This is a genomic window from Acinetobacter sp. YH12072 (genome assembly GCF_013419565.1).
GTDB lineage: Bacteria > Pseudomonadota > Gammaproteobacteria > Pseudomonadales > Moraxellaceae > Acinetobacter.
The window spans coordinates 99,869-126,687 of sequence record NZ_VOZV01000007.1; the positions used below are offsets into that span (position 1 = coordinate 99,869).

Consider the following 26,819-nt stretch of genomic DNA (forward strand, 5'->3'; position numbering starts at 1 on the left):
ATCAGGATTGCAGCCGGCTTAATGCTAAAACTTTCATAGGCAAATCTCAATTCATCCCGGCAGGCTGTATGAAAAATCGCTCATTTTAATGTAACGGTGTTAAGATAACGCACAATTTTTCACGGCTAAAAAAGATACGGAAATACTCATGAGCATATCTCAGGCTTTGCTAGAACAGTCGATTCAGATCAATATTCAACAGGCACTCTCCGAAGATATTGGCGATGGTGACATTACTGCCCTGCTGACTCCTGAAGATGAACAGGCGACTGCCACGATTATTAGCCGTGAAGCAATGGTTCTTGCTGGTCAGCCTTGGGTCAATGCCCTGATTCAGGCCTATGATCCGAGTGTAGAAGTGATCTGGCTAAAAAATGACGGCGATCATGTCGCTGCCAATGAAGCTTTTCTAAAACTGGCCGGTTCTGCACGTAGCCTACTGACTGTAGAACGCCCTGCCCTGAACTTTGTACAGACGCTGTCTGCAGTTGCGACCAAAACAGCAACCTATGTCAAAGAGTTGGACGGTCTGCATACCAAGCTCTTAGATACCCGTAAAACGCTGCCAGGCTTACGTATTGCCCAAAAATATGCTGTTGCTGTCGGTGGTGGTCAGAATCACCGTCTGGGCCTATTCGATGCCTTTTTGATTAAAGAAAATCATATTATGGCAGCCGGCGGCATTCGCCAGGCGATTGCCATGGCCCACCAGATTGCACCGGGTAAACCAGTTGAAGTGGAAGTTGAAACCTGGGATGAACTGAATCAGGCCCTAGAAGCCGAGGCTGATATCGTGATGCTGGATAATTTCAGTCAGCAGCAAATGATTGATGCCGTTAAACATGTGGCTGGTCGCTGTAAACTGGAAGCTTCAGGCAATATCACCATTGATAACTTACGTGAAGTGGCGAGTACAGGCGTAGATTATATTTCGATGGGCGTACTGACCAAAGATGTCAAAGCCATTGACCTGTCGATGCGTTTTAATGGTTAAAGTCTTATTATTAAAAAAGGGTGCCACAGCACCCTTTTTCTTATTCTCAAGGATATAAATCATAGAGGTTGAATGGCCTCTACTCTGTTAATTGGTATCACTTCCTCGTTCCATATTTGCACCATCGCGGTTTTCATCACGAGAATTCGAATCACAGGCAGTTAAACCCAGTACAGCAAATACTGAAAATGCCATCAACCATATTTTCATGTTATACCCCTCTGAATGAGATTTGGTTAAAAGATCATCGCTTAAAACAGAGGTTACACAGTAGACAGATCCTGTTCATTTTTTGTCAGGCAATGTGTAGGTACAATAAAAAACGCATCCGAAGATGCGTTTTTTACAACTTGAAAAGCTTACCAGCCCAAAGCTTCTTGCTGTTTCTTGATCAGTTCCTGAATCCCTTTTTCAGCCATGGCCAGCATGTCATTGCATTGCTCACGGGTAAATGGCTTATCTTCAGCAGTACCTTGGATTTCAATAAATTCACCTGCCTGAGTCATCACGACATTCAAGTCAGTCTGACAGTTTGAATCTTCTTCATAGCAAAGATCCAGCAAGACTTCATCTTTAAAAATACCTACAGAAATGGCTGCTACCAGACCTTTAAGTGGGTCCTGTTTAATTTTCTTTTTCTCAAGCAATACGTTCATGGCATCAATCAATGCTACGGCTGCACCCGTAATTGATGCAGTACGGGTACCACCATCTGCCTGGATCACGTCACAGTCAATGGTAATGGTATTTTCACCAAGTTTTTTCAGGTCGACCATTGAACGTAGGCTACGACCGATCAGACGCTGGATTTCCTGAGTACGGCCACTTTGTTTGCCGCGAGCAGCTTCACGATCACTACGGGTATGTGTTGAACGTGGCAGCATGCCGTATTCTGCTGTTACCCAGCCTTGACCCTGACCTTTCAGGAAACGTGGTACAGAGCTGTCCACACTGGCAGTACACAGCACTTTGGTATGACCAAATTCAACCAATACGGAACCTTCCGCATAACGTGTATAGTTACGGGTAATTTTCACTTCACGTAATTGATCTAATGCTCGTTGGTCGATACGCATAATAGGTCCTGCTGTTGACTAAAAATAATTGCGGCTCAGTATAACAGAAGCCTCCGCCAAGATTGGAACAGAGGACAGATCATTTACAAAATCACTGGACACGCTTTGCTTGTATAGATTTTTCAGTCCATCTGCGCTACTGCGATGGACAGATGTTTTTTGCTAAACTGCAAATCTGCCGAAGGAAAATCCCTATGTCTTTACGTGAAGAACGCAAGCACCAAAGCCGCCAGGCCCTCCTCGATGCTACCTTGGCATTGAGCAGCCGTGGCTATGCATTTAGCAGCATCAGCCTGCGCGAAATCACTCATGAAGTCGGGCTGGTGCCTGCTGCGTTTTATCGACACTTTCAGAATATGGATCAGTTGGGGCTGGAACTTCTGGATCAGGTGTCAATTCATCTCAAAGGTGTGCTGAGTCAGTTGGGACCTGCAGATTTTTCTCTGGATGAGCTTTCAGCCAAAATCGAACTGTTTTTTCAAGCAGTCGATGCCCATCCCGAAGCCTGGACATTTGTCAGTGCCGAACGTTGGGGCGGTTCCAACATTCTCAGACAAGGGATTGAGCGGGAAATTCATTATCTGACCCAAGATTTAAGGCATACCCTGGAACAGATTCCAGCCGTCCAGCAATCTCCTTCTCCAGCCGAATTAACCGCACTGGCACAGATCTTAGTTCCTCTCGCATTAAACTGGGCTATGGGCTGGATTCAGCTTCAGGCACAGCCTGATCCTGCACTGCGGCAAACTCGGATAAATGACTTCAAAGCGCAAAGCCTAAAGCAGTTAGAACTGTTATTTCGTGGAATTTTATCTCAAGCCTGAGATCTCATCTGAGTGAAATCTATTTCGCAGTTCAATTTTATCCTGACATAAAAAACCCGCATATAACAGCGGGTTTTTAGATTCATGCAGATCTGGTTTTATTTAGCTTTACGCTCTTTTTCAACCAGATAATTTACCACTTGAACCACTTTGGCATCATCGCCCTGAACCACATACTTACCATTTACGGTTACCGCTGGTACGCCGCTTAACTGATAAGTCGCAGCCAGATTTTTGGCCTGTGCGATTTTTGAAGAAATCGGGAATGATTTATAAGTGGTATTAAATTTCGCTTCAGAAATACCATAACGGGTATAGAACTTAGCCAATTGAGCCTGTTCCAGAATTGGCTGTTTCTTCGCATGAATATCATGGAATAGCTGCAAATGTGCTTTTTGACGAACACCTAGAGCTTCAGACACATAATACGCACGAGCTGCCTGTTCCCATAGTGGATTCATCGCGGCTGGGGTACGCACGAAACGTACATCTTTAGGCAATTTTTTTAACCAGCTTTGCATGTGTGGTTCAAGAGAATAGCAGTGACCACAGCCATACCAGAAGAATTCACGGACTTCAATTTTCCCCGGCTTTTCAACTTTTACTGGATTCGCCAGGACTTGATAGTCTTGACCTGCTACAAAGTTGGCGGCCATTGCACTGCCAGAAAATGCCAAAACAGATGCGGCTACAGTGCCTAAAATAAATTTTTTCATTGGGATTATCGTCCTCTAAATCATTATGTCTAATTTATGGCTTCACTATAAAGTAATTATGCCGGTTTCGTTTTTATTCTGTGAACTTTTTTACAGCTTTTATCGCTTTTTTTTCCAGAATCGCTACACTAAACAAGTGTACTGATTTACAAGAAGTTAAATCTGTGTATACCGCCTCTGGGCGAACTTAAATTTTAAATAATCACGACTGATTGAGGTAACACCGATGTCGCAATTGAATGTTGATCCACAAGAAATTGCCAAGTTTGAAGCATTTGCAGCCATATGGTGGGATCAGCATTCCGAGTTCCGCCCATTGCATATGATCAATCCGTTGCGTCTCAACTGGATTGATGAACATGCTGGTGGCTTGAGCGGCAAGAAAGTGCTGGATGTGGGCTGTGGCGGGGGCATCCTGTCAGAAAGCATGGCGCGCCGTGGCGCTCAGGTGCTGGGCATTGATATGGGCGAAGCGCCACTGAATGTGGCACGCATCCATGCTGAGCAGGAAGATGTTAGCAATATTGAATACCGTCAGATTCCGGTAGAACAGCTGGCAGAAGAGCAAGCCGGTCAATACGATGTGGTTACCTGTATGGAAATGCTGGAACATGTACCTGATCCAGCCTCTATTATTCAGGCCTGTTATAAACTGGCCAAACCAGGTGGTCATGTCTTCTTCTCGACCATTAACCGTAATCCAAAATCTTATCTGTTCGCGATCATTGGTGCAGAATATATCCTGCGTATGCTGGCCAAAGGTACACATGATTACAGCAAATTCATCAAGCCTTCTGAGTTGGCGCACGACATCCGTAATGCCGGTTTAAAACTGAAAGATATGACTGGCCTGCATTATAACCCGCTGACCAAGCGTTACTGGCTGGCACCGAATGTTGACGTGAACTATATGGTGTATACCGTTAAAGAAAGTGCGCAAGAGGCTGCCCAATGAAGGCGGTTCTATTCGACCTAGATGGTACTTTAATTGATACTGCGGCTGACTTTATCCGGATTATCCAGCATATGTGCCGCGAAGCCGGCCGTGAAGTGGTTGAAGCTGATCTGATCCGTACCCAGGTTTCAGAAGGTGCCCGCGCTATGGTCAAATTGGTCTATCCGGAACTACAACTGGAAGATCCGGTTTTCTTGGATCATCGCCAGCGTTTTCTGGATATGTATGGCGCAGATATTGCTGTAGATACAGACCTGTTCAGCGGAATGTATCCTCTACTTGAAGAATTAGAAGAAAATGATATCCCTTGGGGAATCGTAACCAATAAACCGCGCTGGTTGAGCGAAGCTTTACTCAAAGCTTTAAACCTGACCGAGCGCTGTGCCGTACTGGTCTGTCCGGAAGATGTAACTCGAACCAAGCCAGATCCGGAGCCAATGTATCTGGCTGCCCAGCAGTTACAGCTGGCTGCAGAAGACTGTATCTATGTCGGTGACCATCCACGGGATATTGATGCTGGCCGCAATGCCAAAATGTATACCATACTGGCAGCATACGGTTATTTACCACTGCAATACAAAGATGACTTAACAGCCTGGCAAGCCGACTATATAGTGAATACAGTGAATGAGTTACATCAGCACATTCAGAAACTGGTCTTGAGCGAGCCAAGTGTCCTGTCTTGATTCCTGAAACTACTGAAGACACTTAACAATAATAATGAGGAGGTAGATAATGAAGTATTCAGAATATCAACCTCGCCCCGATCTGTTAAAAGATCGTATCATCCTGATCACGGGTGCGGGCGATGGCATTGGTCGTGCAGCAGCAATCAGCTATGCCCTGCATGGGGCAACTGTAGTTCTGCACGGGCGTACCTTAAACAAGCTTGAAGTCATTTATGACGAGATTGAAAGCTTAGGTGCGCCGCAACCTGCCATTCTCCCATTGCAGTTATCTAGCGCCTCTGAACGTGATTATGAATTATTGCTCGACACGCTCGATCGTCAGTTTGGCCGTCTGGACGGGATTTTGCATAATGCCGGTATTTTAGGCGAGCGAGTGCCACTGGCAGATTATCCGGTTAATGTCTGGGATGATGTCATGGCGGTTAACCTTCGTGCGCCTTTTGTGATTACCCAAGCCCTGTTACCCCTGCTGGAAAAATCCAAACATGCTTCTGTGGTCTTTGCCAGTTCCGGCGTAGGTCGTGAAGCCCGGGAATGCTGGGGCGCTTATTCAGTTTCAAAAATTGCCATTGAAGCAGTGAGCCAGTTATTTGCCAAAGAACGGGTCAATTCGAATATCCGTTTTAACTGTATCAATCCAGGCGCTACACGTACGGCAATGCGTGCCAAGGCTTATCCGAATGAAGATCCGAAAACCTTACCGACACCGGATTCCATCATGCCAGCCTATCTGTACCTGATGGGTGAAGATAGCTTGCATATGAATGGTCAAAGTATTGATGCTCAAGATTAAGCTTTAATTGACGCCTATTTAAAAGCCAATGTTCGCATTGGCTTTTTGTTTTTAAACTCTATAAAGATAAGGTCCATTTGACAGCTGGCTATTCTTCTGCCCAATTCATCCAGATTTCAGACTGAATCAGCCAGACCTTTCTTATTTCTACAATACTGTCTTTATTCAGTTCGCTGCAAATTCCCCTATACTAGCGCCAACAGATTTTTATTTGAGTGCAACATGACTGACTTAAACAACATCACCGTGACGACTTTGGAAGATGGCATGGTCTCTCTGCTGGTCGATCAGCAGCCGATCTCTGAAAAATACGGCATGAAGTTTGATGCCAGCATTGTCGATGACATTCAGGCACTCGAAAATGGTCAAAAACTGAAACTGTTTGACCAGTTTGTCTTTTCCCATACCGATCTGAATTTTGAACATTCCTATCATTATGTGACGGGTATCGAAAAGCTGGGCGATCGTTATCAGGTAGCGAAACACTTTGTCTATCGCATCAAGATCGAAGGTCAGCCTGAAATTGAACATGTGATCAGCAATCAGGGCAAAGCAATGACAGCAGAAGATGTGCGTACTTTTATTCAGGCACATGTACAGAAATCCCTAAGTGACTATACTGATCTGAACTATGCCTATTAAGATCGTTCATTAGATCCCGAAAGAGCACATTTACGGATGATGCTCTTTTTTTATCCTTAAATTCTTTAAAAAACAGACATAAATCGTTTTAACGAATCAATAATATAAAATTATTCGGTTTCTCAAATTAATATAAAATTTTTATAATGCTTTTCAAGTTAAATCAAAGCGAAGGAAAATTAAATGGCAGACCAAAAACGTAAAACTGAAACTATTCGTCGTATTGAAAACTTGCAGTTATCAACTGCCCTGATTTTGGCTTTAGAAGATGCAGTCAAGGCAGAGTCTGTGGCTGAAGCCATTCAGTCCTTACAGGGTTTAACGGAACAGTGGAACTGAAAAATTGCAATGACCAAATCAAGATCCGGTGTTTAAAAAGAATATTTTTCCACCAATTTGAGACGGTTTTGATACACAATTCAGGACATTGCGCTTGCATCTTGATCCCGGTTTTGCTGAAATGCCAATGGGGCTGGGCATAACTGGTCAACTGACTGAAGTGCATCCTAAGCTTATGTAAAATCATGGCATAATCATAATTTCTCTGTAATTGATATAAAACTTCAGCCAGTTCTTCACAGTTTCTCTGCAATTTTTCCGTACATTAGTTACTGTAGAAAATGAACAATTGAATGAGGGCTCAACATGAAAAAGGTTCTGGTAGCATTGGCGATGTCCTGCAGTGCATTCATGCTGGCAAATGTTGCAAACGCTGCCCCTCATTTCAATGATGAACAGCGTATGGAACGAGGTCCGGGTCATCATCAGGCCAAGAAAGCGCTTGAGTTCCATGACGATCACCAAGACCAGTATGATAAACGCCGTATGCGTGAAGAACGTGGTGTTAAACGTCTGCAGCAGTTACGCTGGCAGCCTGGCTATGTCATGCCGCAGCATTATCGCAGTAATGGCTACAAGGTCGAATATAAGGACCATAAACTGCCTAAACCAGACCGTAAGCAGCAATGGTACAAAGTCAACAATGACTACATTCTGGTGAACTCTGAAAATAACAGTATTGTCCGGATTATCGGAGACTGATTCAGAACCTGATGCAAAGCCCAACCTCGTTTGGGCTTTTTGATTTTTCGGATGAGCCTTTTTAGGCTTTTTCTTATTTTAGAGCTTTCCTTTTAATCGTGGCTAATCTCCTAAATTCCTTCATGAATTTAACAATTCCACTAAACTGGCCTCACGCTTTCTATCTACTTATTCGCTAATTTAATCTCATCGAAAACATGTACAGATTTTTAGGTGAGAGCCATGAAAAAAGTTTTAACTACAATTGCCTTATCTCTTAGTGCGCTGGTTGCTACTTCTGCAATGGCAGCACCGCAGCATCATGATCCACGTTATGCACCGCATAAACCAGCACCGCACTGGAATCATAAAGATGCGAAAAAATGGGATGACCGTCGTTATAACAACCGTGGGGTTAACCCAAGCCGTGACTGGCGCGTAGGTCAAAAACTGCCAAACCAGTATGACAACCGTCGCTTTGAAGTCAGTGGCTATGAAGCACGCCGTCTGCCGAAAGCAGGTAAAAACCAGCAATGGTACAAAATCAATGGTGACTATGTGCTAGTCAACGATCGTAACGACAAGATTGTTCGAATCATCAACTAATCATTCTCTTTTCTGCCCTTCTAGCAGACACCTGAAGCTCGCTTCAGGTGTTTTTTTATCTCTGTACTTCCACTTCAGTATTTTTTCATTAGAATCAAAGCTAGATCTTTAAATATTGAAATAGGCACAGCTATGACTGCAGCAGAAACCTCACCGAGCAACACCTTGCAATATGTGCACTGGTTTCGCCATTCTGCGCCTTATATCAATGCTCATCGCAATAAAACCTTTGTGATCATGTTTGATGGTGAAGCGGTATTGCATGACAACTTTCAGCACATCATTCATGATATTGCCCTGCTCAATTCTTTAGGAATCCGTCTGATTCTGGTGCATGGCGCACGTCCGCAGATTAACCAGAATCTGGCTGCGAGTGGTTTCGAGACCCCTTTCCACCAGCAGCGTCGGGTGACGACACGTGAATCCTTAAGCTGTGTACTGAATGCTGTAGGATCGATCCGTTTACAGATTGAGGCGCTATTATCGATGGGGCTGGCTAACTCACCCATGTATGGTGCGCGCATTGATGCCGTTTCTGGAAATTTTGTGACAGCCAAACCTTATGGCATCCGTGACGGGGTCGATTTTCAGTTAACTGGTGAAGTTCGGGCGATTGATACTGATGCGATTCAACGTCATCTGGACAATCATAATATTGTGATTCTCGGTCCGACCGGCTATTCAACGACAGGCGAAGTTTTTAACCTTCTAGCTGAAGAAGTTGCAACCAAAACTGCGACCCGCCTCAAAGCAGATAAACTGATTATCTTGGGTCGACAGCATGGTCTGCTCGACAGTAAGGGCCAGTTAAAACGGGAAGTAACCCCACAGCAACTGGATGACTATATTCTTTCTGATGAACAGGATATTGAAATTCGGCTCCAGCTCAAGGCCGCTCAGGAAGCTTCCCGAAATGGCGTCAATCGTGTTCATCTGATTTCATATACCTATGACGGCGCCTTGCTGGAAGAACTGTTCACCCGGGATGGTTCCGGCACCATGATCACCGATGCGCATTATGAAGAAGTGCGTATGGCCGACATTCAGGATGTTGGTGGCCTGATCCGCTTGCTTCGCCCCTTGGAAGAAGAAGGCATTCTGGTTTACCGTTCGCGGGAACGTCTGGAAAATGAAATTGACCAGTTTGCCGTAATTGAGCGTGACGGCATGATTCTGGCTTGTGCTGCCCTGTATCCGATTCCGACTACGGGCAATGAACTGCGTTCTGCAGAAATCGCCTGCGTTGCAGTAGATCCAAGTTACCGTCAATCCAACCGCGGTAGCCAGATTCTGCATTATCTGGAAGATAAGGCCAAAAGTCTGGGTATTCAGCAACTGTTTATTTTAACGACCCGTACTGCACACTGGTTTCTGGAACAGGGCTTTGAACCGGCATCAGTAGATGATTTGCCCGATGCCCGACAGGCTTTTTATAATTATCAGCGCAATTCAATTGTCTGTAAAAAGTCACTTTAAAGTGACTTTTTATTCGCTCTCATATCTCTATTTTAGATAACGATATTCATAAAACCTGTATTCAGCATAAAAATCCTATTGCTGATTTTCTAATAAGCATATCTGGCCACTTTATTTAGAATAAATAATTTTATATTTCATTGTCTTATATAAATAATTCTTTTTTCCTAAATTAATGTGTAAATCACTTTCCTGCATAAGTTTTGCACTTTTTTATTTATCTTTTTTCTTCATTAGAAATTCCTGAATAGTTATTTTTTTAGAAAAGTAAAAAGCTTTAGCGTATGCCTAAGTTCTTCATTTCACATTTCTAAATTTTCAGGAGTTCTGATTCATGCGCCAATCACACATTCAATTATTCACAAAAACTGCGGTCCTTAGTGCTGCGGTGGCTGGCGTGATGATGCTTTCTGGCTGTGGCAAAAAACAGGAAGCCGTGACCCTGAATATTGGTTTCCAGAAATATGGCGTACTGCCGATCTTAAAAGAACGTGGCACCTTAGAAACGTCATTAAAAGAACAAGGCGTGAATGTGAAATGGGTTGAATTCCCGGCTGGTCCTCAGTTGCTTGAAGGCTTGAATGTCGGCAGCATATCTTTTGGTGAAGCCGGTGAAGCGCCACCGATCTTTGCTCAAGCAGCGAACTCAAATCTGGTCTATGTGGCCAATCAGCCTGAAGCACCGAAAGCTGAAGCGCTAATCGTACAAAAAGATTCGAATATCCAGTCAGTTCAGGATCTGAAAGGCAAACGTGTTGCCTTAAATAAAGGCTCAAATGTTCATTACTTACTACTTAAAGTCCTTGAAGCCAACAATCTGAAACTCAGTGATATCGAAGTGGTTTACCTGCCACCTTCTGATGCCCGTGCCGCTTTTGAACGCGGTGCTGTCGATGCCTGGGTGATCTGGGACCCGTTCTTCGCTGCAGCAGAACATCAGATTGGTGCCCGTGTCATCGCAACGGGTGAGAACATCATCAGTAACCATCAGTTCTATCTGGCAGATCGCAAGTTTGCTGAAGCCAACCCACAGATTATTGAAGCTGTCGTGAATGAACTCAATCTGACCACTGAGTGGGTCTCTGCTCATCAGGATGAAGCCGCCAAACTTCTGGAAAAACCAACAGGTCTGGCATTTGATGTATTGAAAACGTCTATTTCACGCATGGGTTTTGGAGTAAAACCACTCACTCCCGAAGTGGCACAAAAACAACAACAGGTGGCTGATGCCTTTTATGGCCAGCAACTGATTCCAGCCAAACTGAATATTCAATCTGCAATTATCGCGAAGTAAACCAAAGAACAATTTAGGGGATTTAATCATGACTCAACATCAGCTACACAACAAAGCAATCACATGGTTCAAGACCTCCAGTCATGGAATGAACGCTGCATTAGTTGCTTGCGCGATGTTGGGTTCAAGTGCCGCTTGGGCAGTAGATCCTTCTGTTAAACAGCTTCGTGTGGGCTATCAAAAAGCTTCTGTGAACCTGGTCATTGCCCAGCAGCAAAAACTGTTTGAAAAAGAATTTCCAAATGCAAAAATCAGCTGGAATGAATTCCCAGGCGGACCACAAATTTTAGAAGCATTGGCGGTAGGTTCTATCGATGTGGGTGCAACTGGAGATACACCTCCTGTCTACGCTCAGGCAGGCAATAAGCCATTGCACTATTTTGCTTATGAAACTGCAAAACCTTTATCTTCTGCCATTCTGGTCCAGCATAATTCCAAAATTACCAAGCTGAGCCAGCTCAAAGGTAAACGTGTCGGCGTACACCGCGGTTCAAGCTCACATTATTTACTGGTGCAGGCAGTACGCAAAGCGGGTCTGCAATGGACCGATATCCAGCCGGTCTGGTTAAGCCCTGCTGATGCGCGTGCAGCTTTCCAGAAAGGGGCGATTGATGCCTGGGCGATTTGGGATCCGTACTATGCTGCGGCTCAAGTAGAAGATAAAGCCAGAGTCTTATCTTCAGGTAAGGGCTTAAGTCCCAATTACACCTTTTACCTGGCTTCAGAAAATTTAATCAAAAATCACCCGCAAGCCTTAAAAGGCATTATCAAGCAGGTCAATGTTGCAGATAAATGGGTACAAAGCCATAAGGCTGAAACTGCAAGCATCTTTGCACAAAGTACCGGTCTAAAACCGATTGTCAGCCAGACCTTTATCCAGCGTCGTCCGAATCCGTCTGGTGCGGCACCGCTCACCAAGAAAGTAATTGCCGATCAGCAGGAACTCGCAAACCGTTTCAGCGAACTCAAGATCATTCCGAAATCTATCAATATTCAGCAAGCCGTTTGGGCAGGCAAATAATCTAAGGATCAAAGACATGAAAATTTTCTGGTTTATCCCGACACATGGCGACAGCCGCTACTTAGGTACCAGCAAAGGTGCACGCCAGGTCGATCATGCTTACATGAAGCAGATTGCGGTTGCGGTCGATAATCTTGGTTATGAAGGTGTATTAATCCCGACTGGCCGTTCATGTGAAGATCCATGGTTAACTGCAGCCAGCCTGATTGATGCCACTAAAAAACTGAAATTCCTCGTCGCGCTGCGTCCAGGTGTTACTACGCCTGCCCTGACTGCACGTATGGCTGCAACCTTTGACCGTCTGTCTGGTGGCCGTGTATTGCTGAACCTGGTGACGGGTGGTGATGAGCAAGAGCTAAAAGGCGACGGCGTTTATGAAGATCATGCAACACGCTACAAGACTGCAGCTGAATACACCACCATCTGGCGTGAAATCCTGACCCGTTCACATACCGGCGAAAGCTTCACTTTCCATGGTGAACGTCTCAGTGTAGATGATGCCAAACTGCTTTATCCACCAATTCAAAAACCATATCCACCACTCTGGTTCGGTGGTTCTTCAGATGCAGCCGTTGAACTGGCCACTGATCAGGTTGACACTTACCTGACTTGGGGTGAGCCACCTGCAGCAGTGAAAGAAAAAATTGAAAATGTGCGTGCCAAAGCGGAAGCGAAAGGTCGCAAGCTGAGCTACGGTATCCGTCTGCATGTGATCGTGCGTGAAACCAATGAAGAAGCATGGAGAGCAGCAGACGAGCTCATCCAATATGTGGATGATGCCACCATTGCTGCTGCACAAGCGAAATTCAAGCAAATGGACTCTGTCGGCCAACGTCGTATGGCTGAGCTGCACAATGGCGACCGTAGCAAACTCGAAGTGTCTCCAAACCTGTGGGCAGGTGTAGGTCTGGTACGTGGCGGTGCAGGTACAGCGCTTGTAGGAGATCCAGAAACTGTCGCAGCACGTATTCAGGAATATGCTGATCTAGGTATCGATACCTTCATTTTCTCAGGCTACCCACATCTGGAAGAATCGATCCGTTTTGCGGAACTGGTATTCCCATTACTTCCGCTTGAAACTCAGCAAAAACTGGCTCAGCCAAACCTGACTGGTCCATTCGGTGAGATTGTGGCAAATAACTACACTCCAGATGAGAACAAGAAGGCTGAGAGTATTCAGGAGCCAGCTTAATGTCGAAAGTCGTTTCAGTTGAAACCCTCGCAGAAAAGAAGGTTTCACGTGGAACACAGCTTGGGCAGCGTTTGCTGCCCTGGTTAGTTCCTGTCGGATTAATTCTACTCTGGCAAATCGCGTCGAGTACCAGTTTGCTGGAAAGCCGCATTTTGCCTGCACCAAGTGCCGTAGTCATCGCGTTCTGGAATTTGCTGCTCAGCGGTGAATTGTGGACACATGTCAAAGTGAGTGCTGGCCGTGCCTTAAGTGGTTTATTAGTAGGTGGTGGTCTAGGGCTGATTTTGGGTCTACTGAATGGTTCATCCAAAACGGCTTCTACCCTGCTGGATACCACCTTGCAAATGATCCGTAATATCCCGGCTTTGGCCTTAATTCCACTGGTCATCTTATGGTTCGGGATTGATGAATCAGCCAAGCTGTTCCTGGTCGCGATTGGTGTGTTTTTCCCAATCTACATCAATACCTATCATGGGATTCGTTCAGTCGATCCCCAGCTGATTGAAATGGGTAAAAGCTATGGCCTGACTCGCTGGCAGCTTTATAAAGAAATCATCCTGCCAGGGGCAATGCCTTCAATTCTGGTCGGTCTACGCTTTTCACTCGGTCTGGTCTGGGTACTGCTGATTGTGGCGGAAACGATTTCTGCCCAGTCTGGTATCGGTTATATGACCATGAACGCGCGTGAATTCCTGCAAACTGATGTCGTACTGGTGGGTATTTTACTGTATGCCCTGCTCGGTAAACTGGCAGATGTCCTAGCCGTGGCCTTAGAACGATTCCTGCTGCGCTGGCATGCTGGCTATCAAAAATAATTGAAAAAATATTGAGGAGCATGTGATGACTGATCTCAGCTTAGGGCGTCTTGCCAATGATCCGACTGCAGTGCAGGAGCCTGCTGCAACCGACATCAATCCCAATGCCGTTGCGGGTGCCGAAATCATTATTGAACAGCTGCACAAGTTCTATGGTTCGGTGAAGGTACTGGAAGATCTGGACCTGCATATTCAGCCGGGTGAATTTCTGGCGATTGTTGGACGTAGTGGCTGTGGTAAAAGTACCCTGCTCCGTCTGATTGCCGATCTTGAAAAACAGAGTTACGGTGAAATTAAATTCAAGTCTGCGCGTCATATTCGTGAAGGTATTACCGCTGATGATATCCGCGTGATGTTCCAGGATCCGCGTCTATTGCCATGGCGCAGCATCGAACAGAACGTACAACTTGGCTTACCAAAAGATCAGCATGGCAATGCTTCACAAATGCTGGAGAAAGTCGGCTTAAAAGAAAAAGCTGGGCTTTGGCCTTCACAATTATCTGGTGGTCAGCGTCAGCGTACAGCTCTGGCACGTGCCTTGTCACATAAGCCACGTATTTTATTGCTAGATGAACCACTTGGTGCGCTGGATGCCCTGACCCGTCTGGATATGCAGAACCTAATTGAAAAATTATGGACTGAACAGGGCTTTACCGCGATTCTGGTCACCCACGACGTGAGTGAAGCCGTACAACTGGCAGACCGGATTATCCTGTTGGATAAAGGCCATATTGCCAAAGAGTTCAAAGTTGATCTTCCACGTCCACGACAAAAGAATGTGAAATTCGCCGAACTTGAACAGCAGGTTCTGAATGCCGTTCTGGCAACCTAAAATGTGAGGGAATCTGGAATAACTGTTTATTCTGGATTCCTTATTTCGAATCAAGAGAATATCTGTCTCACTGATTATTTATTCAGCAATTGGCAAAATTTCAACTTCATTCATTAATTTTATTTTAACTTTATGATGCTTCAAGGTAATAATTAGTACTTAAAAAATCATCAACCTTTTCAAAAGCTTGGTTTTTAATTCCTGCGCCTTAAACCGATACTAATTATATCTTTAATCTAAAGAATAAATCATCATTATTCATAAAATTAGCACCTGACTTGATGCACAAATCTGATGATTTGACGTACAATTAAAAATTCCCTTTTTAATTGTTTTTAATATTTGCTGATGGAACAAAAAAAGAGTACTCAAAAACGCAACCAGCTGCTGAATGCTGCACTCGATGTTTTTTCCCTATACGGTTTTAATGGGGCGAGTTTAGATGAGATCGCGCAAATTGCAGAAATGCATAAGTCGAATATTTTCTATTATTACGAAAATAAAGAGGCGCTCTATGTAGAGGTTTTAACGACCGTTCTACAAAAATGGCTGGCACCTTTACAAATGCTAGAAGCTGATCTTGAGCCTGAAGAAGCGATTACCAATTATTTGATGCAAAAAATTGAAGTATCGCGTACCCAGCCTAAAGCTTCACGCCTGTTCGCTCTGGAAGTGATTCAGGGTGCGCCGCACATTTTAGAAATCTTAAAAGGTCCATTGAAAAAACTGGTCAAGCGTAAAGCCAAAGTGATTTCAAACTGGCAGGAACAAGGCAAGATTTCTAAAGATATCGATCCTGAACTGCTGATTCTGAATATCTGGGCGGTAACCCAGAACTATGCAGATTTCGCGACTCAGATGGAAATGGTAACAGGCAAGACCTTACGTAACCGCAGCATGCAACAACGGATTATCCAGCATACTGTACATATGATGCTGTACGGCGTACTTCCGCGTACACAAGAAAAATAGGTCAACGCAAAAATTATTTGGCATACGACCATAAATTTTATGGTCGCCGACCCCTTCTCTCACCCTTTATTATTATTTTAACGTTCGATATAAATTCAATAATTTCTGCGCACCCAGCAGCAGATTCTCTTCCCAGTCCAAGTGAGCGCTATCATCTGCACCGTCAGTAATATATTTGACTGAAATCAGGCGCACATCCAATTTTCTGCATACCTTGGCCAGCGCATAGCCTTCCATATCCACCAGCTGACAAGCCACTTTTGGTAAGTCTATTTCAAAGCTGTCCCCTGTTCCACAAACCCCTTTCGGTAAATGAGCAAAGAACGGTTCCAGATCAATTGCACCCGGCAAATGATTATCCATCGGGGTAATGCCGACGTCAAACCCCAAGGGTGAAACATCCATATCACGTTGTACAAAACGGTTAACTTCAACCAGTTCATGCGCCTTGAAATGGGAACTGCCTGCGGTGCCGAGATTAATCAGGGTTTTACAGCGAGTTTTCTGAATTACTTCAAAGGCCTTAAAAGCAGCATTCACCTTGCCGATGCCACTATAGTAGACTTCTACACCTTCTGCTTCGAACAAACCTTTGGATTCACTGGCCAATGCCATGATGAGCGCTGAATCTGACATGCAAACTACCCGGGACTGAGAAAACCGTGACATTAGAAAGCAAAATCCAGGCAATGAAAAGCGGGTTTTTAGATTTCTGTTTTGCAGATCTCATGCTTAAATAACAGCAAAAGATTCTTGGATGGCACACTTTCTTCTTGATGTGTTTCGTGATTTTTCAATAATTTTTTTGCATAAAAACACAACAGCAAGACGAATCGTTGAGATTATGGCAATATATAGCCTTTCCTATTTTTCAATTCCCTGATTTCGCCTATGCAGCTGCTCCGTCTCAATGCTTTAGCGTCACATTCTGAATTGCCAAAAACCGCCGTTACGATTGGTAATTTTGACGGCGTGCATCTGGGTCATCAGGCCATGATCAAACAGTTAAAAGCTGTTGCAGAAGCTGAACAACTAAAAACTGTTGTGATGATCTTCGAGCCACAACCGCTTGAATTTTTTAAAGGTTATGAAGCACCGCCACGTATTTCTTCTTTGCGTGAAAAGGTAGAATATCTAAGCGAACTGGGTGTGGACTATATTGCGGTCGCCAAGTTTGATCATCATTTCCGAAGCCTGAATGCCGAAGCCTTTGCCGACATTCTGAAAGATAAACTGAATGCAGCACATCTGGTCTTGGGGGATGATTTTCACTTTGGTAAAAACCGTCAAGGTAATAGTGAATTCCTGCGAGACTACGGATTTAAGGTTACCAACCTGCATACCATTGCCTTGGATGGTGAACGGGTCAGTTCTACCCGCATCCGTCAGACTCTGCAAGCGGGTGACCTGGCTCTGGCAGCCAAATTACTGGGACGTCCTTATAGTATTACCGGCCGGGTGCAATACGGCGACCAGATTGGCCGTACCATTGATTTCCCGACCATTAATGTCCGGTTAAACCGGCATAGACCCTGTCTGCAGGGTATTTATGGGGTTGAAGTCGTCTGTGAAACCGGATCACTCAGCGCCAAGGTTCAGCAAGAAAATCCTGAACAGCCGGGTATTGCCGGCTATGATCAGGGCAGCCTGTTTGGTGCCGGTCATGTAGGTACCCGCCCTGCGATCAAACAGACTCATCCGGAATGGCGATTAGAAGTACATTTTCCTGATGTTTCTGCTAATCTGTATGGCCTGTTAATGCGGGTAACCTTCTTGAATTATCTGCATGGCGAAAAAGATTATCCTTCGCTTGAAGCGTTAAAGGCCGGAATTGATGATGATGTTGAGAAACTGCTTGAGTTTCGTCGAAAACACCCCACATTTCCCTTTTAATGTCCCGTATTTTTATTGTAAAACGTGTCAGTCTAATGACTGATTAAATTGGAAGACAACTTGCATGAGCGATAAGCAAACTCCTGAAAATGCAGTGGATTATAAAGCCACGCTGAACCTCCCAGGTACTGACTTTGCAATGAAAGCAAATCTGGCAGTACGTGAAGCGAAATGGTTAGAAGAGTGGTATGCCGATGACATTTATCAGCAGATTCGTGCATCGCGAATTGGCAAGAAAAAATACGTGCTTCATGATGGCCCTCCATATGCCAATGGCCAGATTCACTTAGGTCATGCAGTCAACAAGGTACTTAAAGACATCATCATTAAAAGCCGCATCATGGACGGCTTTGATGCGCCTTATGTGCCAGGCTGGGATTGTCACGGTCTTCCAATTGAACTGAAAGTTGAAGAAAAAGTCGGTAAGGTCGGCGTTAAAGTGGATGCGCCTACTTTCCGTAAAGCTTGCCGCGAATATGCATTGAGTCAGGTGGAGCTACAGAAAAAAGACTTCATCCGTATGGGCGTGTTTGGTGACTGGAGCAATCCTTACCTCACCATGAACTTCAAGCAGGAAGCCAACATCGTGCGTTCACTCGGTGAAATCGCGAAAAATGGCCATATCCAGCCAGGTCTTAAACCGGTGAACTGGTGTCTGGACTGTGGTTCAGCACTGGCTGAAGCTGAAGTTGAATATGAAGATAAAAAGTCAGACGCGATTGACGTGGGTTTCACCGTGGTGGATCTGGCGGATCTGTCTGCACGTTTAGGTGTTGAAGTTAAAGACTCAACCGATATCGTGATCTGGACGACTACGCCTTGGACCCTGCCTGCGAATCAGGCGGTTGCTCTGCACGCTGAAATTGAATACCAATTGGTTGTTGCACGTGGTGAAGATAAAGCGGCGCAAAACTTTATCCTGGCTAAAGATCTGGTTGAATCTGCGACTGAACGTTATGGCTTTAACGCGGTTGAAGTGATTGCCGATTTTGCCGGTGCGAAACTTGAGAATCTGGTACTACAACATCCTTTAATCGCTGAGCGTCAAGTGCCAGTGATTCTGGGTGAACACGTTATTGCAACCAGCGGTACTGGTGCTGTACATACTGCACCTGGCCACGGTGTGGACGATTATAAAGTTGGTCTGCTGTATAACCTGAAAGTAGATAATCCAGTGGGCGGTAATGGTGTGTATTTACCGACTTCACCACTATTTGCAGGCGAACATATCTACAAGGCCAATCCACAAATTATTGCGGCGCTTGGCGAAGCTAACAAGCTATGGGCACATAAGCCTATCAAGCATAGCTACCCGCACTGCTGGCGTCATAAAACTCCGATTATCTTCCGTGCGACCCCACAATGGTTCATCAGCATGGATGAAAAAGGTCTGCGTCAGGGCGCATTGAATGCCATTGAAAATGACATCAGCTTCGTTCCGGATTGGGGTAAAAACCGTATCCAGGCAATGATCGAAGGCCGTCCGGACTGGTGTATCTCACGTCAACGTACCTGGGGTGTGCCAATCCCATTCTTCGTGCATAAAGACACCAATGAACTGCATCCTCGTACACCTGAACTGATCGAAGAAGTGGCTAAACTGATCGAACAGGAAGGTATTGATGCCTGGTATAACCGTGAAGCGAAAGACTTCATTGGTGATGATGCTGAGCAGTACAACGCGGTTCGCGATACCTTAGACGTATGGTTTGACTCTGGTACAACCCACTATGCAGTGCTGCGTGACCGTGAAGAATTGACCGATCCGGCTGATCTGTATCTTGAAGGCTCTGACCAACACCGTGGCTGGTTCCAGTCTTCATTATTGACCTCTATGGCAATCAATCAACGTGCGCCATATAAAGGTCTGCTGACTCACGGTTTCGTGGTTGATGAGAAAGGTCGCAAGATGTCGAAATCGCTGGGTAATATTATTACTCCGCAAGACATTATCAAGAACATGGGTGCAGACGGCCTGCGTTTCTGGATCGCTTCAGCAGATTACCGTTATGAAATGACCGCAGGTAAAGAAATTTTTAACCGTGCATCAGATGGTTACCGTCGTATCCGTAATACCCTGCGTTTCTTGCTGGCGAATTTGAATGGCTTCAATCCGGAAACTGATGCACTACCTGTAGATCAACTGATTGCACTGGATCAATACATCCTGCAACGCGCCAATGATGTACAGGAAACCATCAAGAAAGCATATGAAGATATGAACTTCCATATCGTGACCAATGCCTTGACCAATTTCTGTATTAACGACCTCGGTGGTTTCTACTTAGACATCATCAAAGACCGTCAGTACACCACTAAAGCAGATTCACAGGCACGTCATTCTGCGCAAACTGCGCTGTATCATCTGGTACAAGCCTTTGTTCGCTGGATGGCACCAATCCTGAGCTTCACCGCTCAAGAAGCATGGCCACTAATTCCAGGTCAAAGCGAGAAATATGTGTTCACTGCTGAATGGTACGATATTCCAGTTTCAGCACAGGCAAACCTGTTGTCTGAAGCAGACTGGCAAACCCTGATTACAGTGAAATCTGCGGTGAACAAGCACATTGAAAATGCGCGTAACGAGAAACTGGTGGGTTCAAACCTGTCTGCCAAAGTTGAGCTGTGGGCCAATGATGAACTGAAAGCTGTTCTAGACCGTCTGGGTGATGAGCTGCGTTTCGTTCTGATCACTTCTCAGGTGATCGTGAATCCGTTTGATGCTGCTCAAGGCAATGACGCTGAACTTGAAGGTCTACGCGTGAAAGTATCTGCGGCAGATGGCGAGAAATGTGTACGCTGCTGGCATGTACTTCCTGATGTGAATACACATGCCTCACATCCAGGACTATGCGGTCGTTGTATCATTAACCTCCCGAGCGGCCAAGGTGAAGAGAGAAAATATGCCTAACCCACAGCAGAAAAAGGGTCTGTTCCAGTTCTATCCTCACAATTTGTGGTGGATTGGACTGGCTATTCTGGCGATCATTTTAGATCAATGGACCAAATGGATTGCGGTAACACATCTGGAATATGCAGATCCGGTGCCCGTCCTGCCCTTTTTAAATTGGACACTGTTACATAACTATGGCGCTGCCTTTAGTTTCTTGTCCGATGCCGGTGGCTGGCAACGTTATTTCTTTACCTCTCTTGCAGGCTTAGTGTCTGTGGTTTTCGTGTTCTGGCTGATGCGTATGCCAAAGAGCATGAAAGTATTACCATTAGCGGTTGCCCTGATTCTGGGTGGTGCTATTGGTAACCTGATTGATCGCATTTCTTTAGGTTATGTGGTTGACTTTATTCATGTCTATTATCAGAACAGCCACTTCCCTGCTTTTAATATTGCGGATAGTGCCATTACTTTAGGTACGATTCTGCTGCTGATTGATACGTTTTTCCTGGAAAAACACCGAATTCAACGTGCACAGGCGCAACATGACTGATTTTATTAATCCTAACGAGGAAACTCGTGTTGAAGACGGCTCTAAAGTCGAGCTTCATTTTTCTGTCGCGATCGAAAGTGGCGTAGAAATTGACAATACCCGTAGCCGTGAAGAACCGGTAAGCCTGACCATTGGTGATGGCAACCTATTACCAGGCTTTGAAAAAGCCTTGATGGGCTTGCGTGCTGGTGACCGTCGTACTGTCAGCCTTCCACCCGAAGAAGCTTTTGGTCCGTGGAATCCTGAAAATGTTCAAAAATTTGATACGGTGAAATTTGGCGAACGTCCGATCGAAGGTCACATGATCGAGTTTGAAGACAAGGCCAAATCGACTTTGTATGGCGTAGTAAGATCCGTAAATGATGATATTACCGAAGTGGACTTTAATCATCCGCTTGCAGGTAAAAATATCACCTTTGAAGTCGAAATCTTCAAAGTCACTCCGGCTGGCCAGCAAGGCGTGAAGCTGATGTAATATCAGCTAATCACATGATTTAAAAGAGCTCCTTCGGGAGCTTTTTTAGTTTCTGGATACAAATCCTCTCTAGTCTCTATTAATAAATCTGATTAATTTAATTTGATGAGAATACGATAAGAAAGGGAAAGATATGAAAATTTATATTGTGGTTGGCAGTGTGCGTGAAGGACGTACAGCAATTAAGGTCGCACATTGGGTACTACAGGAAATTAAAAAATATGGTTTTAGCACGCTTGAAACTGAACTTGTCGACTTAAAAGAATGGGATCTTCCGCTTTTTGCTGGTTCTCATCCCCCATTGACTGGTATTTATGATCAGCCGAAACAGCAGGAATGGGCCGACTTTATTACTCTTGCGGATGCATTTATTTTTATCAGCCCTGAATATAACCATGGCTATAGCCCAGCATTAAAGAATGCGCTGGATTATCTGGCCAAGGAATGGCAAGGCAAACCGGCAGCTTATATCGGTTATGGCGTCACCAACGGCTCACGTTCCATTGACCAGATCCGTCAGGTCGGCACTCAGCTCGGTATGGTGGATACTAATGCGATTGTGGAGCTTCGGGACATTTTTAGCCGTAATAAAGATTACAGCTTTGAAGGGAATGAATTCGACAATAAAACGCTCAGAGATGTTGTGGATAAACTGATCCAATATGTCAGTGCCTGAGGACGACAGCGATGTGCGCTTTAGCCTACAGGCAGCGCAGAATTTGTCGGCTATTCTCACTTTCAGTTCAAGGCTATAGTTTGATTCATAGACAGACAGGAAGTCTGCAAAGCGATACAACAACAATAAAAAGCGCAGAGTAACAGGACGTTGACAGGTCAGACAGGAGTCAGATCTGAAAAGCAAATCCAGAAAAGCCTCAACAGGATGTTGGGGCTTTTTGTATTTAAAATCTGGTATTTTTCTAAAAAGGTCAGATCTCTACATTAAAGCCTAAATTGACATCACAGGCTGCTTGTCCGCCGCGGATTCCCCAATTTTCCAATGGACTTTCCTGCAGATGAATCAGGATATGGTCAGACGGAATGCCCAGTTTTCCCAAGCTTTCTACACTCTGTTGATACAGTTTGCGCTTGGTCTCCAGACTTCGGCCAGCGAAGCAGTCAATACTGATCTAGGTAAAATATTCAGGCTGGGCCAGATGAACCATATATTGAAAACGATGAGCTTCATGTACCACCAGCCGGATATTACGGTCGTAGTCAGGCAGTTGAAAGGCATTTTTCACACAGTGAAATACGCTGTCGAGTAACTGCTCTTCATCAGCCTGGGAATATTGCTGCCGGACTTCAATTTGAACGGTAGGCATGTGCTTCTCCTTTCTATTATGTTATGGAATTTTTTTAAATATTTTTTTATTGAATAGAGAGATGAGCTTTAATAAGGTCTTCTATCTCTACCATATCGTAAAATTGTCCTGATAACTTGGGATTTGATCGGACAAATATTTTCAAGTGAGCTTGTCGCCTCTGGCCTACAGCAGATGCGGTCAATGCCTCTACTCGGTCTTTCTGACTCAGGCTATATTGAGTGCATACCAAGACAGGAAGCCTTGCAAAAACAAGAATAAAACATCGGCAGGATGCTGATCGATACCGGAGGAAAGGTATCTGAGCTAAATTTGAAAAGGCCCTCACAGGAGTTGGGGCCTTTTTCTTTCATTCTGTTATTAACTATTTAGCTTTTTACTCAGCTGCGGCCATCTTAAGCAACTTGGCTTTTGGACCATCTTCAATCACCCAGAATGAGCCATCTTTGGCCTGGATCGCACCACGAATCCGCTCTTTCATATCCAGTCGCTGTATTTCTTTCGCAGGATTTTGAGTGGTATCGATTACAATCATTGCCTGAGAAGACAGACCTGTAGCAATGGCTTTATTTTTCCATTGAGGAAAGCTATTGCCAGTATAGAACAGCAAGTCTGAAGGAGAGATTACGGGAGTCCAATCTAATGCCGGTGCTTCGAACTCTGGTCGGGTACTGTGATTTGGAATCGGCTTGCCATCATAATGCTCCCCATTGGAGACAATCGGATAGCCATAATTTTTGCCCTTCATCACTTTATTCAGCTCATCACCACCTTTAGGCCCCATTTCAATCACCCAAAGCTGCCCTTGTGGATCAAATGCCAGACCGAGAGGATTACGGTGTCCCAGACTCCAGACCTGCTTGGCAATTTCACCCTGATTCATAAATGGATTATCGGAAGGAATTGAACCATCATCATTCAGACGAATAATCTTGCCGGCATTGGATTTCATATCTTGAGCTGGATTAAATTGCTGACGTTCACCCGAACTGATCCAGAGTTTGTTATCTGAGCCAAAGATAATCCGGTGCCCATAATGCCCCTGACCGGAAGAAAATTTCGGTACCTGAGTCCAGATTTTTTTGATCTGAGTGAGCTGTGGCGTGCTCTTGGTGAGATCTAACTTGCCACGAACCACGACTGCACCATAGCCACCCTGCCCCTGTTCGGCATAACTGAGATATACCCACTGATTCTTGGCAAAGTCAGGATGGAGTACGACATCGCCTAAGCCACCTTGTCCGCCATAGGCCACTTGAGGAATACCCTGAACAGTTTGAGTACTGCGATTGGCTGGATTAAATAATTTTAACTTTCCAGATCTTTCGGTAATCAGTAAACGCTGATCTGGCAGCTCAGTCAGTGCCCATGGCTCATTCAACTGCGTAAATTCTTCAACTTTATAGGCTTGCTGTGTGGTTTTGGCAGCGGATTGTCCAGCTGGGGATGCTGAAGTCTTATCTTGGGCACAGGCGGTCAGGCTATAGGAACCCAAGCCTAATAATAAAATTGCTGCTAATTGAGTCTGTTTCATTGTTATTTTTCATGCTAATTTCATTCAGATAAGTACCAATTTAGCATTCCAGACAGCGGCTAAAATAATAAAAAAGTAAAGGAATCGTAAGCGGATATAACATAATCTCAATAAGATAGCTGATGTATTGATTAGATTTTTTATTATTTAATATAGGCTGAATCACGAAGAATTTTCGCCTGATACAACCGCTGATCTGCTGTTTTCAGTAAACGGTCAACATTTTTATAGATATGCTCAGCGTCCATAATCGCTGCCCCAACACTGATACTGATCCAGGTCTTGTCATCCCCACGATTGGCATGTTCCAAATTGAGCTGACGAATGACCTCACAAAGTTGCTCGGCAAAAGCTTCGGCTTCCTGCGAGGAAATATCTGCCAGTAAAACCGCAAATTCCTCACCCCCATAACGTGCCAGAAAGCCATTTTCAGGCAATATTTGCTGAATGGTTTGAACCAGTGTTTTTAAAATATAGTCACCTTTGAGATGGCCATAATAGTCATTATAGTTTTTAAAATAATCCACATCGATCATATAAACAGCCAGCGAAGATTGGTTTACGATCGCATGCTCATATTGCTGCTGAAGCTGTTCATTTAAGGCAAAGCGATATAGGCACCTGTCAGCGAATCCAGCCTCACCTGCTGCGCGAGTTTCTCATTAAGCAGAGTAATATCACGTGTACGGTCCTGAACCTTCTGATCAAGTTCTTTATTCAGGCGCAAAAGCTGCTTGTTTAACAACTCGGTATAATACTTTGCACCGCATAATCACGGCTGAGCTGAAAGGTAATTAAAATAAAATAGGCACAGGAGGTATAAAATGCAATTTCAACTGAATCAATTACCTTAAGCGCAAGTAAATAGTCATGCAGGAAGGTCAGGCAGACCAGCACTACCGCAATAGAATTGATCTTGGAATAACGCACATGCGATTTGTGCATGCGGTAAGCGCCATAAAGCAGATTAATAAAAACCAGTACTGCAATACTAAAGCTTTGGAAAAAGAAGCTCTGGAAGATATAAGGCAGCGTAAACAGGGTCACAGCCACATTGATACTAATTAACAAAGCTGTGATTTTTAATAAATAAGGATTTAACAGTCGATACGGCAATAAATAGATATAAATCAAGAAGAACAGAGTCGCCAATTCAGTCAGTAAATACTCAAATCGTGTGCCCCATACCCAGGAAATATTCGTGAATAAAGTATAAATGAATGGGACTGCAAAGAAGCTACGTAGGCTCAAGCACAGAATAAATAACCCTAGAAACAGCAGCAAATTACCTGCTTGCGTTTTAAGGCTGCGAAATACTGCAAAGAACACCATAAAGCAGCCAATCATCAGCAGAACGCCACTGATCACACTTAAAGGAATTACCTGATCATAAAACTTATCCAGAATAGGCTGGTTAAAGCCAATAAACATGCTGTTTTCCAGCCCGCCACGGATATGGTGATAACTTGAAGCCTGAATGGTAATCGTCACTTCCCGCTGTGAGGGAAAGAAAGAAGCCAACTTTGGCGCCATCATGGTCTGATGCTGACCATGTATGCCTACCTGCCCTACTTCTATCAGGAGATGATCATCAACATACAGGCGATAAGCCCCATACTGGTATGGTATGTAAACATAAACCGCATGATTAATGGCTGATTTAGGCAGCTTGAAGGTTTTTTGAAAAGTTCCAATATAGTCTTTATGACCTGTTAAGGTCAGGAAAGAATTAGGTAAATGAACTTTTTCAACAGCCAGAGTCTGACTAAAGGAATTTAATGAGGATGGTCGCTGCTCAGAAGTGGGATCAATCAGCTGATTGGGGTAGAAATCCCATTCTCCATCGAGTTTGACATACTGATGATGATCAAAATTTAATTCTGTTACAGCGTATAGCTGTGGAGAAATCAAACTGAGCCATATCAACACAAATGTGTTTATGAGAATCTGCTGCATATGACTCAGAGAATAAAAAATATTTACACGAGTAGTATAACATTTTACAGCTGATCAGAGATTATACAGCTGTAAAAAATTAGTCGTTAAAGAGAGAAAAGTGATTATATAAATATAAAAAAAGCCCCCTGCGTGAGCAGAGGGCTTTTGGAATAATGAGCTGGCGATGACTTACTCTCACATGGGAGACCCCACACTACCATCAGCGCTAAGAGGTTTCACTTCTGAGTTCGGGAAGGGATCAGGTGGTTCACTCTTGCTATGGTCGCCAGCACA

General features: G+C 44.5%; 27 protein-coding genes, 1 rRNA gene and 2 pseudogenes. 21 read left to right on the forward strand and 9 right to left on the reverse strand.

Translation table 11 applies throughout. The features are described 5' to 3' along the window. Nucleotides 1–148: 148 nt before the first annotated feature. Nucleotides 149–994, forward strand: a complete 846-nt coding sequence (nadC, locus tag FTU19_RS04455) for a carboxylating nicotinate-nucleotide diphosphorylase (protein WP_034704010.1) — start codon at nt 149–151, stop codon at nt 992–994. 87 nt (nt 995–1,081) lie between these two features. Here nadC and FTU19_RS16285 read toward each other — a convergent pair whose 3' ends face one another. Together FTU19_RS16285 and rph are read right to left on the reverse strand one after the other, a co-directional pair. Continuing rightward, complete coding sequence (locus FTU19_RS16285; protein WP_005232802.1) at nt 1,082–1,204, reverse strand: hypothetical protein; 123 nt, start codon at nt 1,202–1,204, stop codon at nt 1,082–1,084. 149 nt (nt 1,205–1,353) lie between these two features. Continuing rightward, entirely contained in the window at nt 1,354–2,070 is a 717-nt protein-coding gene (gene rph, locus FTU19_RS04460) for a ribonuclease PH (protein WP_004781384.1), read from the reverse strand. Between the two features lie 194 nt (nt 2,071–2,264). Here rph and FTU19_RS04465 point away from each other — a divergent pair, with 194 nt between their 5' ends. Next, nucleotides 2,265–2,894 carry a TetR family transcriptional regulator gene (locus tag FTU19_RS04465; RefSeq protein WP_034704013.1) on the forward strand — a complete coding sequence of 210 codons (630 nt, stop codon included), beginning with the start codon at nt 2,265–2,267 and terminating at the stop codon, nt 2,892–2,894. A gap of 98 nt (nt 2,895–2,992) precedes the next feature. On the opposite strand, the gene FTU19_RS04470 is transcribed toward FTU19_RS04465, so the two are convergent. Continuing rightward, on the reverse strand, nt 2,993–3,610 hold the full coding sequence (locus tag FTU19_RS04470) for a thiol:disulfide interchange protein DsbA/DsbL (RefSeq protein ID WP_004781380.1): 618 nt from the start codon (nt 3,608–3,610) through the stop codon (nt 2,993–2,995). Between the two features lie 226 nt (nt 3,611–3,836). On the opposite strand from FTU19_RS04470, the gene ubiG reads away from it, so the two are divergent. The 14 genes from ubiG to FTU19_RS04540 all read left to right on the forward strand — a co-directional run bounded on the left by ubiG (nt 3,837) and on the right by FTU19_RS04540 (nt 15,917). Next, nucleotides 3,837–4,565, forward strand: coding sequence for a bifunctional 2-polyprenyl-6-hydroxyphenol methylase/3-demethylubiquinol 3-O-methyltransferase UbiG (gene ubiG / locus FTU19_RS04475; RefSeq protein ID WP_034704015.1), 729 nt, complete (start codon nt 3,837–3,839; stop codon nt 4,563–4,565). Then, nucleotides 4,562–5,251 (forward strand): HAD family hydrolase, encoded by a 690-nt coding sequence (locus FTU19_RS04480; RefSeq protein WP_180002559.1) that lies wholly within the window; start codon nt 4,562–4,564, stop codon nt 5,249–5,251. Before ubiG ends, FTU19_RS04480 begins: the two co-directional genes overlap by 4 nt. 49 nt (nt 5,252–5,300) lie before the next feature. Then, complete coding sequence (locus FTU19_RS04485) at nt 5,301–6,047, forward strand: YciK family oxidoreductase (RefSeq protein ID WP_004781375.1); 747 nt, start codon at nt 5,301–5,303, stop codon at nt 6,045–6,047. Nucleotides 6,048–6,269: 222 nt separating this feature from the next. Next, nucleotides 6,270–6,689 carry a hypothetical protein gene (locus FTU19_RS04490; protein WP_180002558.1) on the forward strand — a complete coding sequence of 140 codons (420 nt, stop codon included), beginning with the start codon at nt 6,270–6,272 and terminating at the stop codon, nt 6,687–6,689. Between the two features lie 183 nt (nt 6,690–6,872). Beyond that, nucleotides 6,873–7,028, forward strand: coding sequence for a hypothetical protein (locus FTU19_RS04495; protein WP_180130211.1), 156 nt, complete (start codon nt 6,873–6,875; stop codon nt 7,026–7,028). Nucleotides 7,029–7,334: 306 nt separating this feature from the next. Next, entirely contained in the window at nt 7,335–7,730 is a 396-nt protein-coding gene (locus tag FTU19_RS04500) for an RcnB family protein (RefSeq protein ID WP_180011122.1), read from the forward strand. Between the two features lie 222 nt (nt 7,731–7,952). Then, entirely contained in the window at nt 7,953–8,315 is a 363-nt protein-coding gene (locus FTU19_RS04505) for an RcnB family protein (RefSeq protein ID WP_159124174.1), read from the forward strand. A gap of 132 nt (nt 8,316–8,447) precedes the next feature. Then, on the forward strand, nt 8,448–9,791 hold the full coding sequence (argA, locus tag FTU19_RS04510) for an amino-acid N-acetyltransferase (protein ID WP_179991887.1): 1,344 nt from the start codon (nt 8,448–8,450) through the stop codon (nt 9,789–9,791). Nucleotides 9,792–10,125: 334 nt separating this feature from the next. Continuing rightward, on the forward strand, nt 10,126–11,085 hold the full coding sequence (locus FTU19_RS04515) for a sulfonate ABC transporter substrate-binding protein (RefSeq protein WP_180130213.1): 960 nt from the start codon (nt 10,126–10,128) through the stop codon (nt 11,083–11,085). An 88-nt stretch (nt 11,086–11,173) separates the two neighbouring features. Next, nucleotides 11,174–12,106 carry a sulfonate ABC transporter substrate-binding protein gene (locus FTU19_RS04520; RefSeq protein ID WP_257218576.1) on the forward strand — a complete coding sequence of 311 codons (933 nt, stop codon included), beginning with the start codon at nt 11,174–11,176 and terminating at the stop codon, nt 12,104–12,106. A 16-nt stretch (nt 12,107–12,122) separates the two neighbouring features. Then, the gene (gene ssuD / locus FTU19_RS04525; RefSeq protein ID WP_166137591.1) at nt 12,123–13,298 is read left to right on the forward strand and encodes an FMNH2-dependent alkanesulfonate monooxygenase; all 1,176 of its coding nucleotides are present in this window, start codon (nt 12,123–12,125) and stop codon (nt 13,296–13,298) included. Continuing rightward, a complete protein-coding gene (gene ssuC, locus FTU19_RS04530; protein WP_166137594.1) occupies nt 13,298–14,113 on the forward strand; it encodes an aliphatic sulfonate ABC transporter permease SsuC in 816 nt (271 codons plus the stop codon). The genes ssuD and ssuC overlap by 1 nt, the downstream gene beginning before the upstream one ends. 25 nt (nt 14,114–14,138) lie before the next feature. Continuing rightward, on the forward strand, nt 14,139–14,945 hold the full coding sequence (locus tag FTU19_RS04535) for an ABC transporter ATP-binding protein (protein ID WP_180011124.1): 807 nt from the start codon (nt 14,139–14,141) through the stop codon (nt 14,943–14,945). Between the two features lie 348 nt (nt 14,946–15,293). After that, nucleotides 15,294–15,917: a TetR/AcrR family transcriptional regulator gene (locus tag FTU19_RS04540; protein ID WP_005232857.1), complete on the forward strand. Its 624-nt coding sequence runs from the start codon at nt 15,294–15,296 to the stop codon at nt 15,915–15,917. A 72-nt stretch (nt 15,918–15,989) separates the two neighbouring features. Here FTU19_RS04540 and FTU19_RS04545 read toward each other — a convergent pair whose 3' ends face one another. After that, complete coding sequence (locus FTU19_RS04545; protein ID WP_180002554.1) at nt 15,990–16,553, reverse strand: 5'-nucleosidase; 564 nt, start codon at nt 16,551–16,553, stop codon at nt 15,990–15,992. Between the two features lie 255 nt (nt 16,554–16,808). Here FTU19_RS04545 and ribF point away from each other — a divergent pair, with 255 nt between their 5' ends. The 5 genes from ribF to FTU19_RS04570 all read left to right on the forward strand — a co-directional run bounded on the left by ribF (nt 16,809) and on the right by FTU19_RS04570 (nt 22,404). Continuing rightward, nucleotides 16,809–17,810, forward strand: coding sequence for a bifunctional riboflavin kinase/FAD synthetase (gene ribF / locus FTU19_RS04550; RefSeq protein ID WP_180052496.1), 1,002 nt, complete (start codon nt 16,809–16,811; stop codon nt 17,808–17,810). Nucleotides 17,811–17,874: 64 nt separating this feature from the next. Beyond that, nucleotides 17,875–20,721, forward strand: coding sequence for an isoleucine--tRNA ligase (gene ileS / locus FTU19_RS04555; RefSeq protein ID WP_180025302.1), 2,847 nt, complete (start codon nt 17,875–17,877; stop codon nt 20,719–20,721). Beyond that, complete coding sequence (lspA, locus tag FTU19_RS04560; protein ID WP_004781354.1) at nt 20,714–21,253, forward strand: signal peptidase II; 540 nt, start codon at nt 20,714–20,716, stop codon at nt 21,251–21,253. The genes ileS and lspA overlap by 8 nt, the downstream gene beginning before the upstream one ends. Continuing rightward, nucleotides 21,246–21,728: a peptidylprolyl isomerase gene (locus FTU19_RS04565; protein ID WP_125278879.1), complete on the forward strand. Its 483-nt coding sequence runs from the start codon at nt 21,246–21,248 to the stop codon at nt 21,726–21,728. The genes lspA and FTU19_RS04565 overlap by 8 nt, the downstream gene beginning before the upstream one ends. Before the next feature lie 133 nt (nt 21,729–21,861). Next, the gene (locus FTU19_RS04570; protein ID WP_180130215.1) at nt 21,862–22,404 is read left to right on the forward strand and encodes an NADPH-dependent FMN reductase; all 543 of its coding nucleotides are present in this window, start codon (nt 21,862–21,864) and stop codon (nt 22,402–22,404) included. 253 nt (nt 22,405–22,657) lie between these two features. Here FTU19_RS04570 and FTU19_RS16410 read toward each other — a convergent pair. The 5 genes and pseudogenes from FTU19_RS16410 to rrf all read right to left on the reverse strand — a co-directional run bounded on the left by FTU19_RS16410 (nt 22,658) and on the right by rrf (nt 26,816). Beyond that, nucleotides 22,658–23,053 (reverse strand): annotated as a pseudogene (locus FTU19_RS16410) (tautomerase family protein). Nucleotides 23,054–23,429: 376 nt separating this feature from the next. Beyond that, entirely contained in the window at nt 23,430–24,587 is a 1,158-nt protein-coding gene (locus FTU19_RS04580; protein ID WP_180130216.1) for a PQQ-dependent sugar dehydrogenase, read from the reverse strand. Nucleotides 24,588–24,730: 143 nt separating this feature from the next. Further along, nucleotides 24,731–25,186: pseudogene (locus tag FTU19_RS04585) on the reverse strand (GGDEF domain-containing protein); the annotation flags it as partial. Between the two features lie 139 nt (nt 25,187–25,325). Further along, nucleotides 25,326–26,516 (reverse strand): hypothetical protein, encoded by a 1,191-nt coding sequence (locus FTU19_RS04590; RefSeq protein WP_180130218.1) that lies wholly within the window; start codon nt 26,514–26,516, stop codon nt 25,326–25,328. 185 nt (nt 26,517–26,701) lie between these two features. After that, nucleotides 26,702–26,816: ribosomal RNA gene (rrf, locus tag FTU19_RS04595) — 5S ribosomal RNA — on the reverse strand. Between the last annotated feature and the right edge of the window lie 3 nt (nt 26,817–26,819).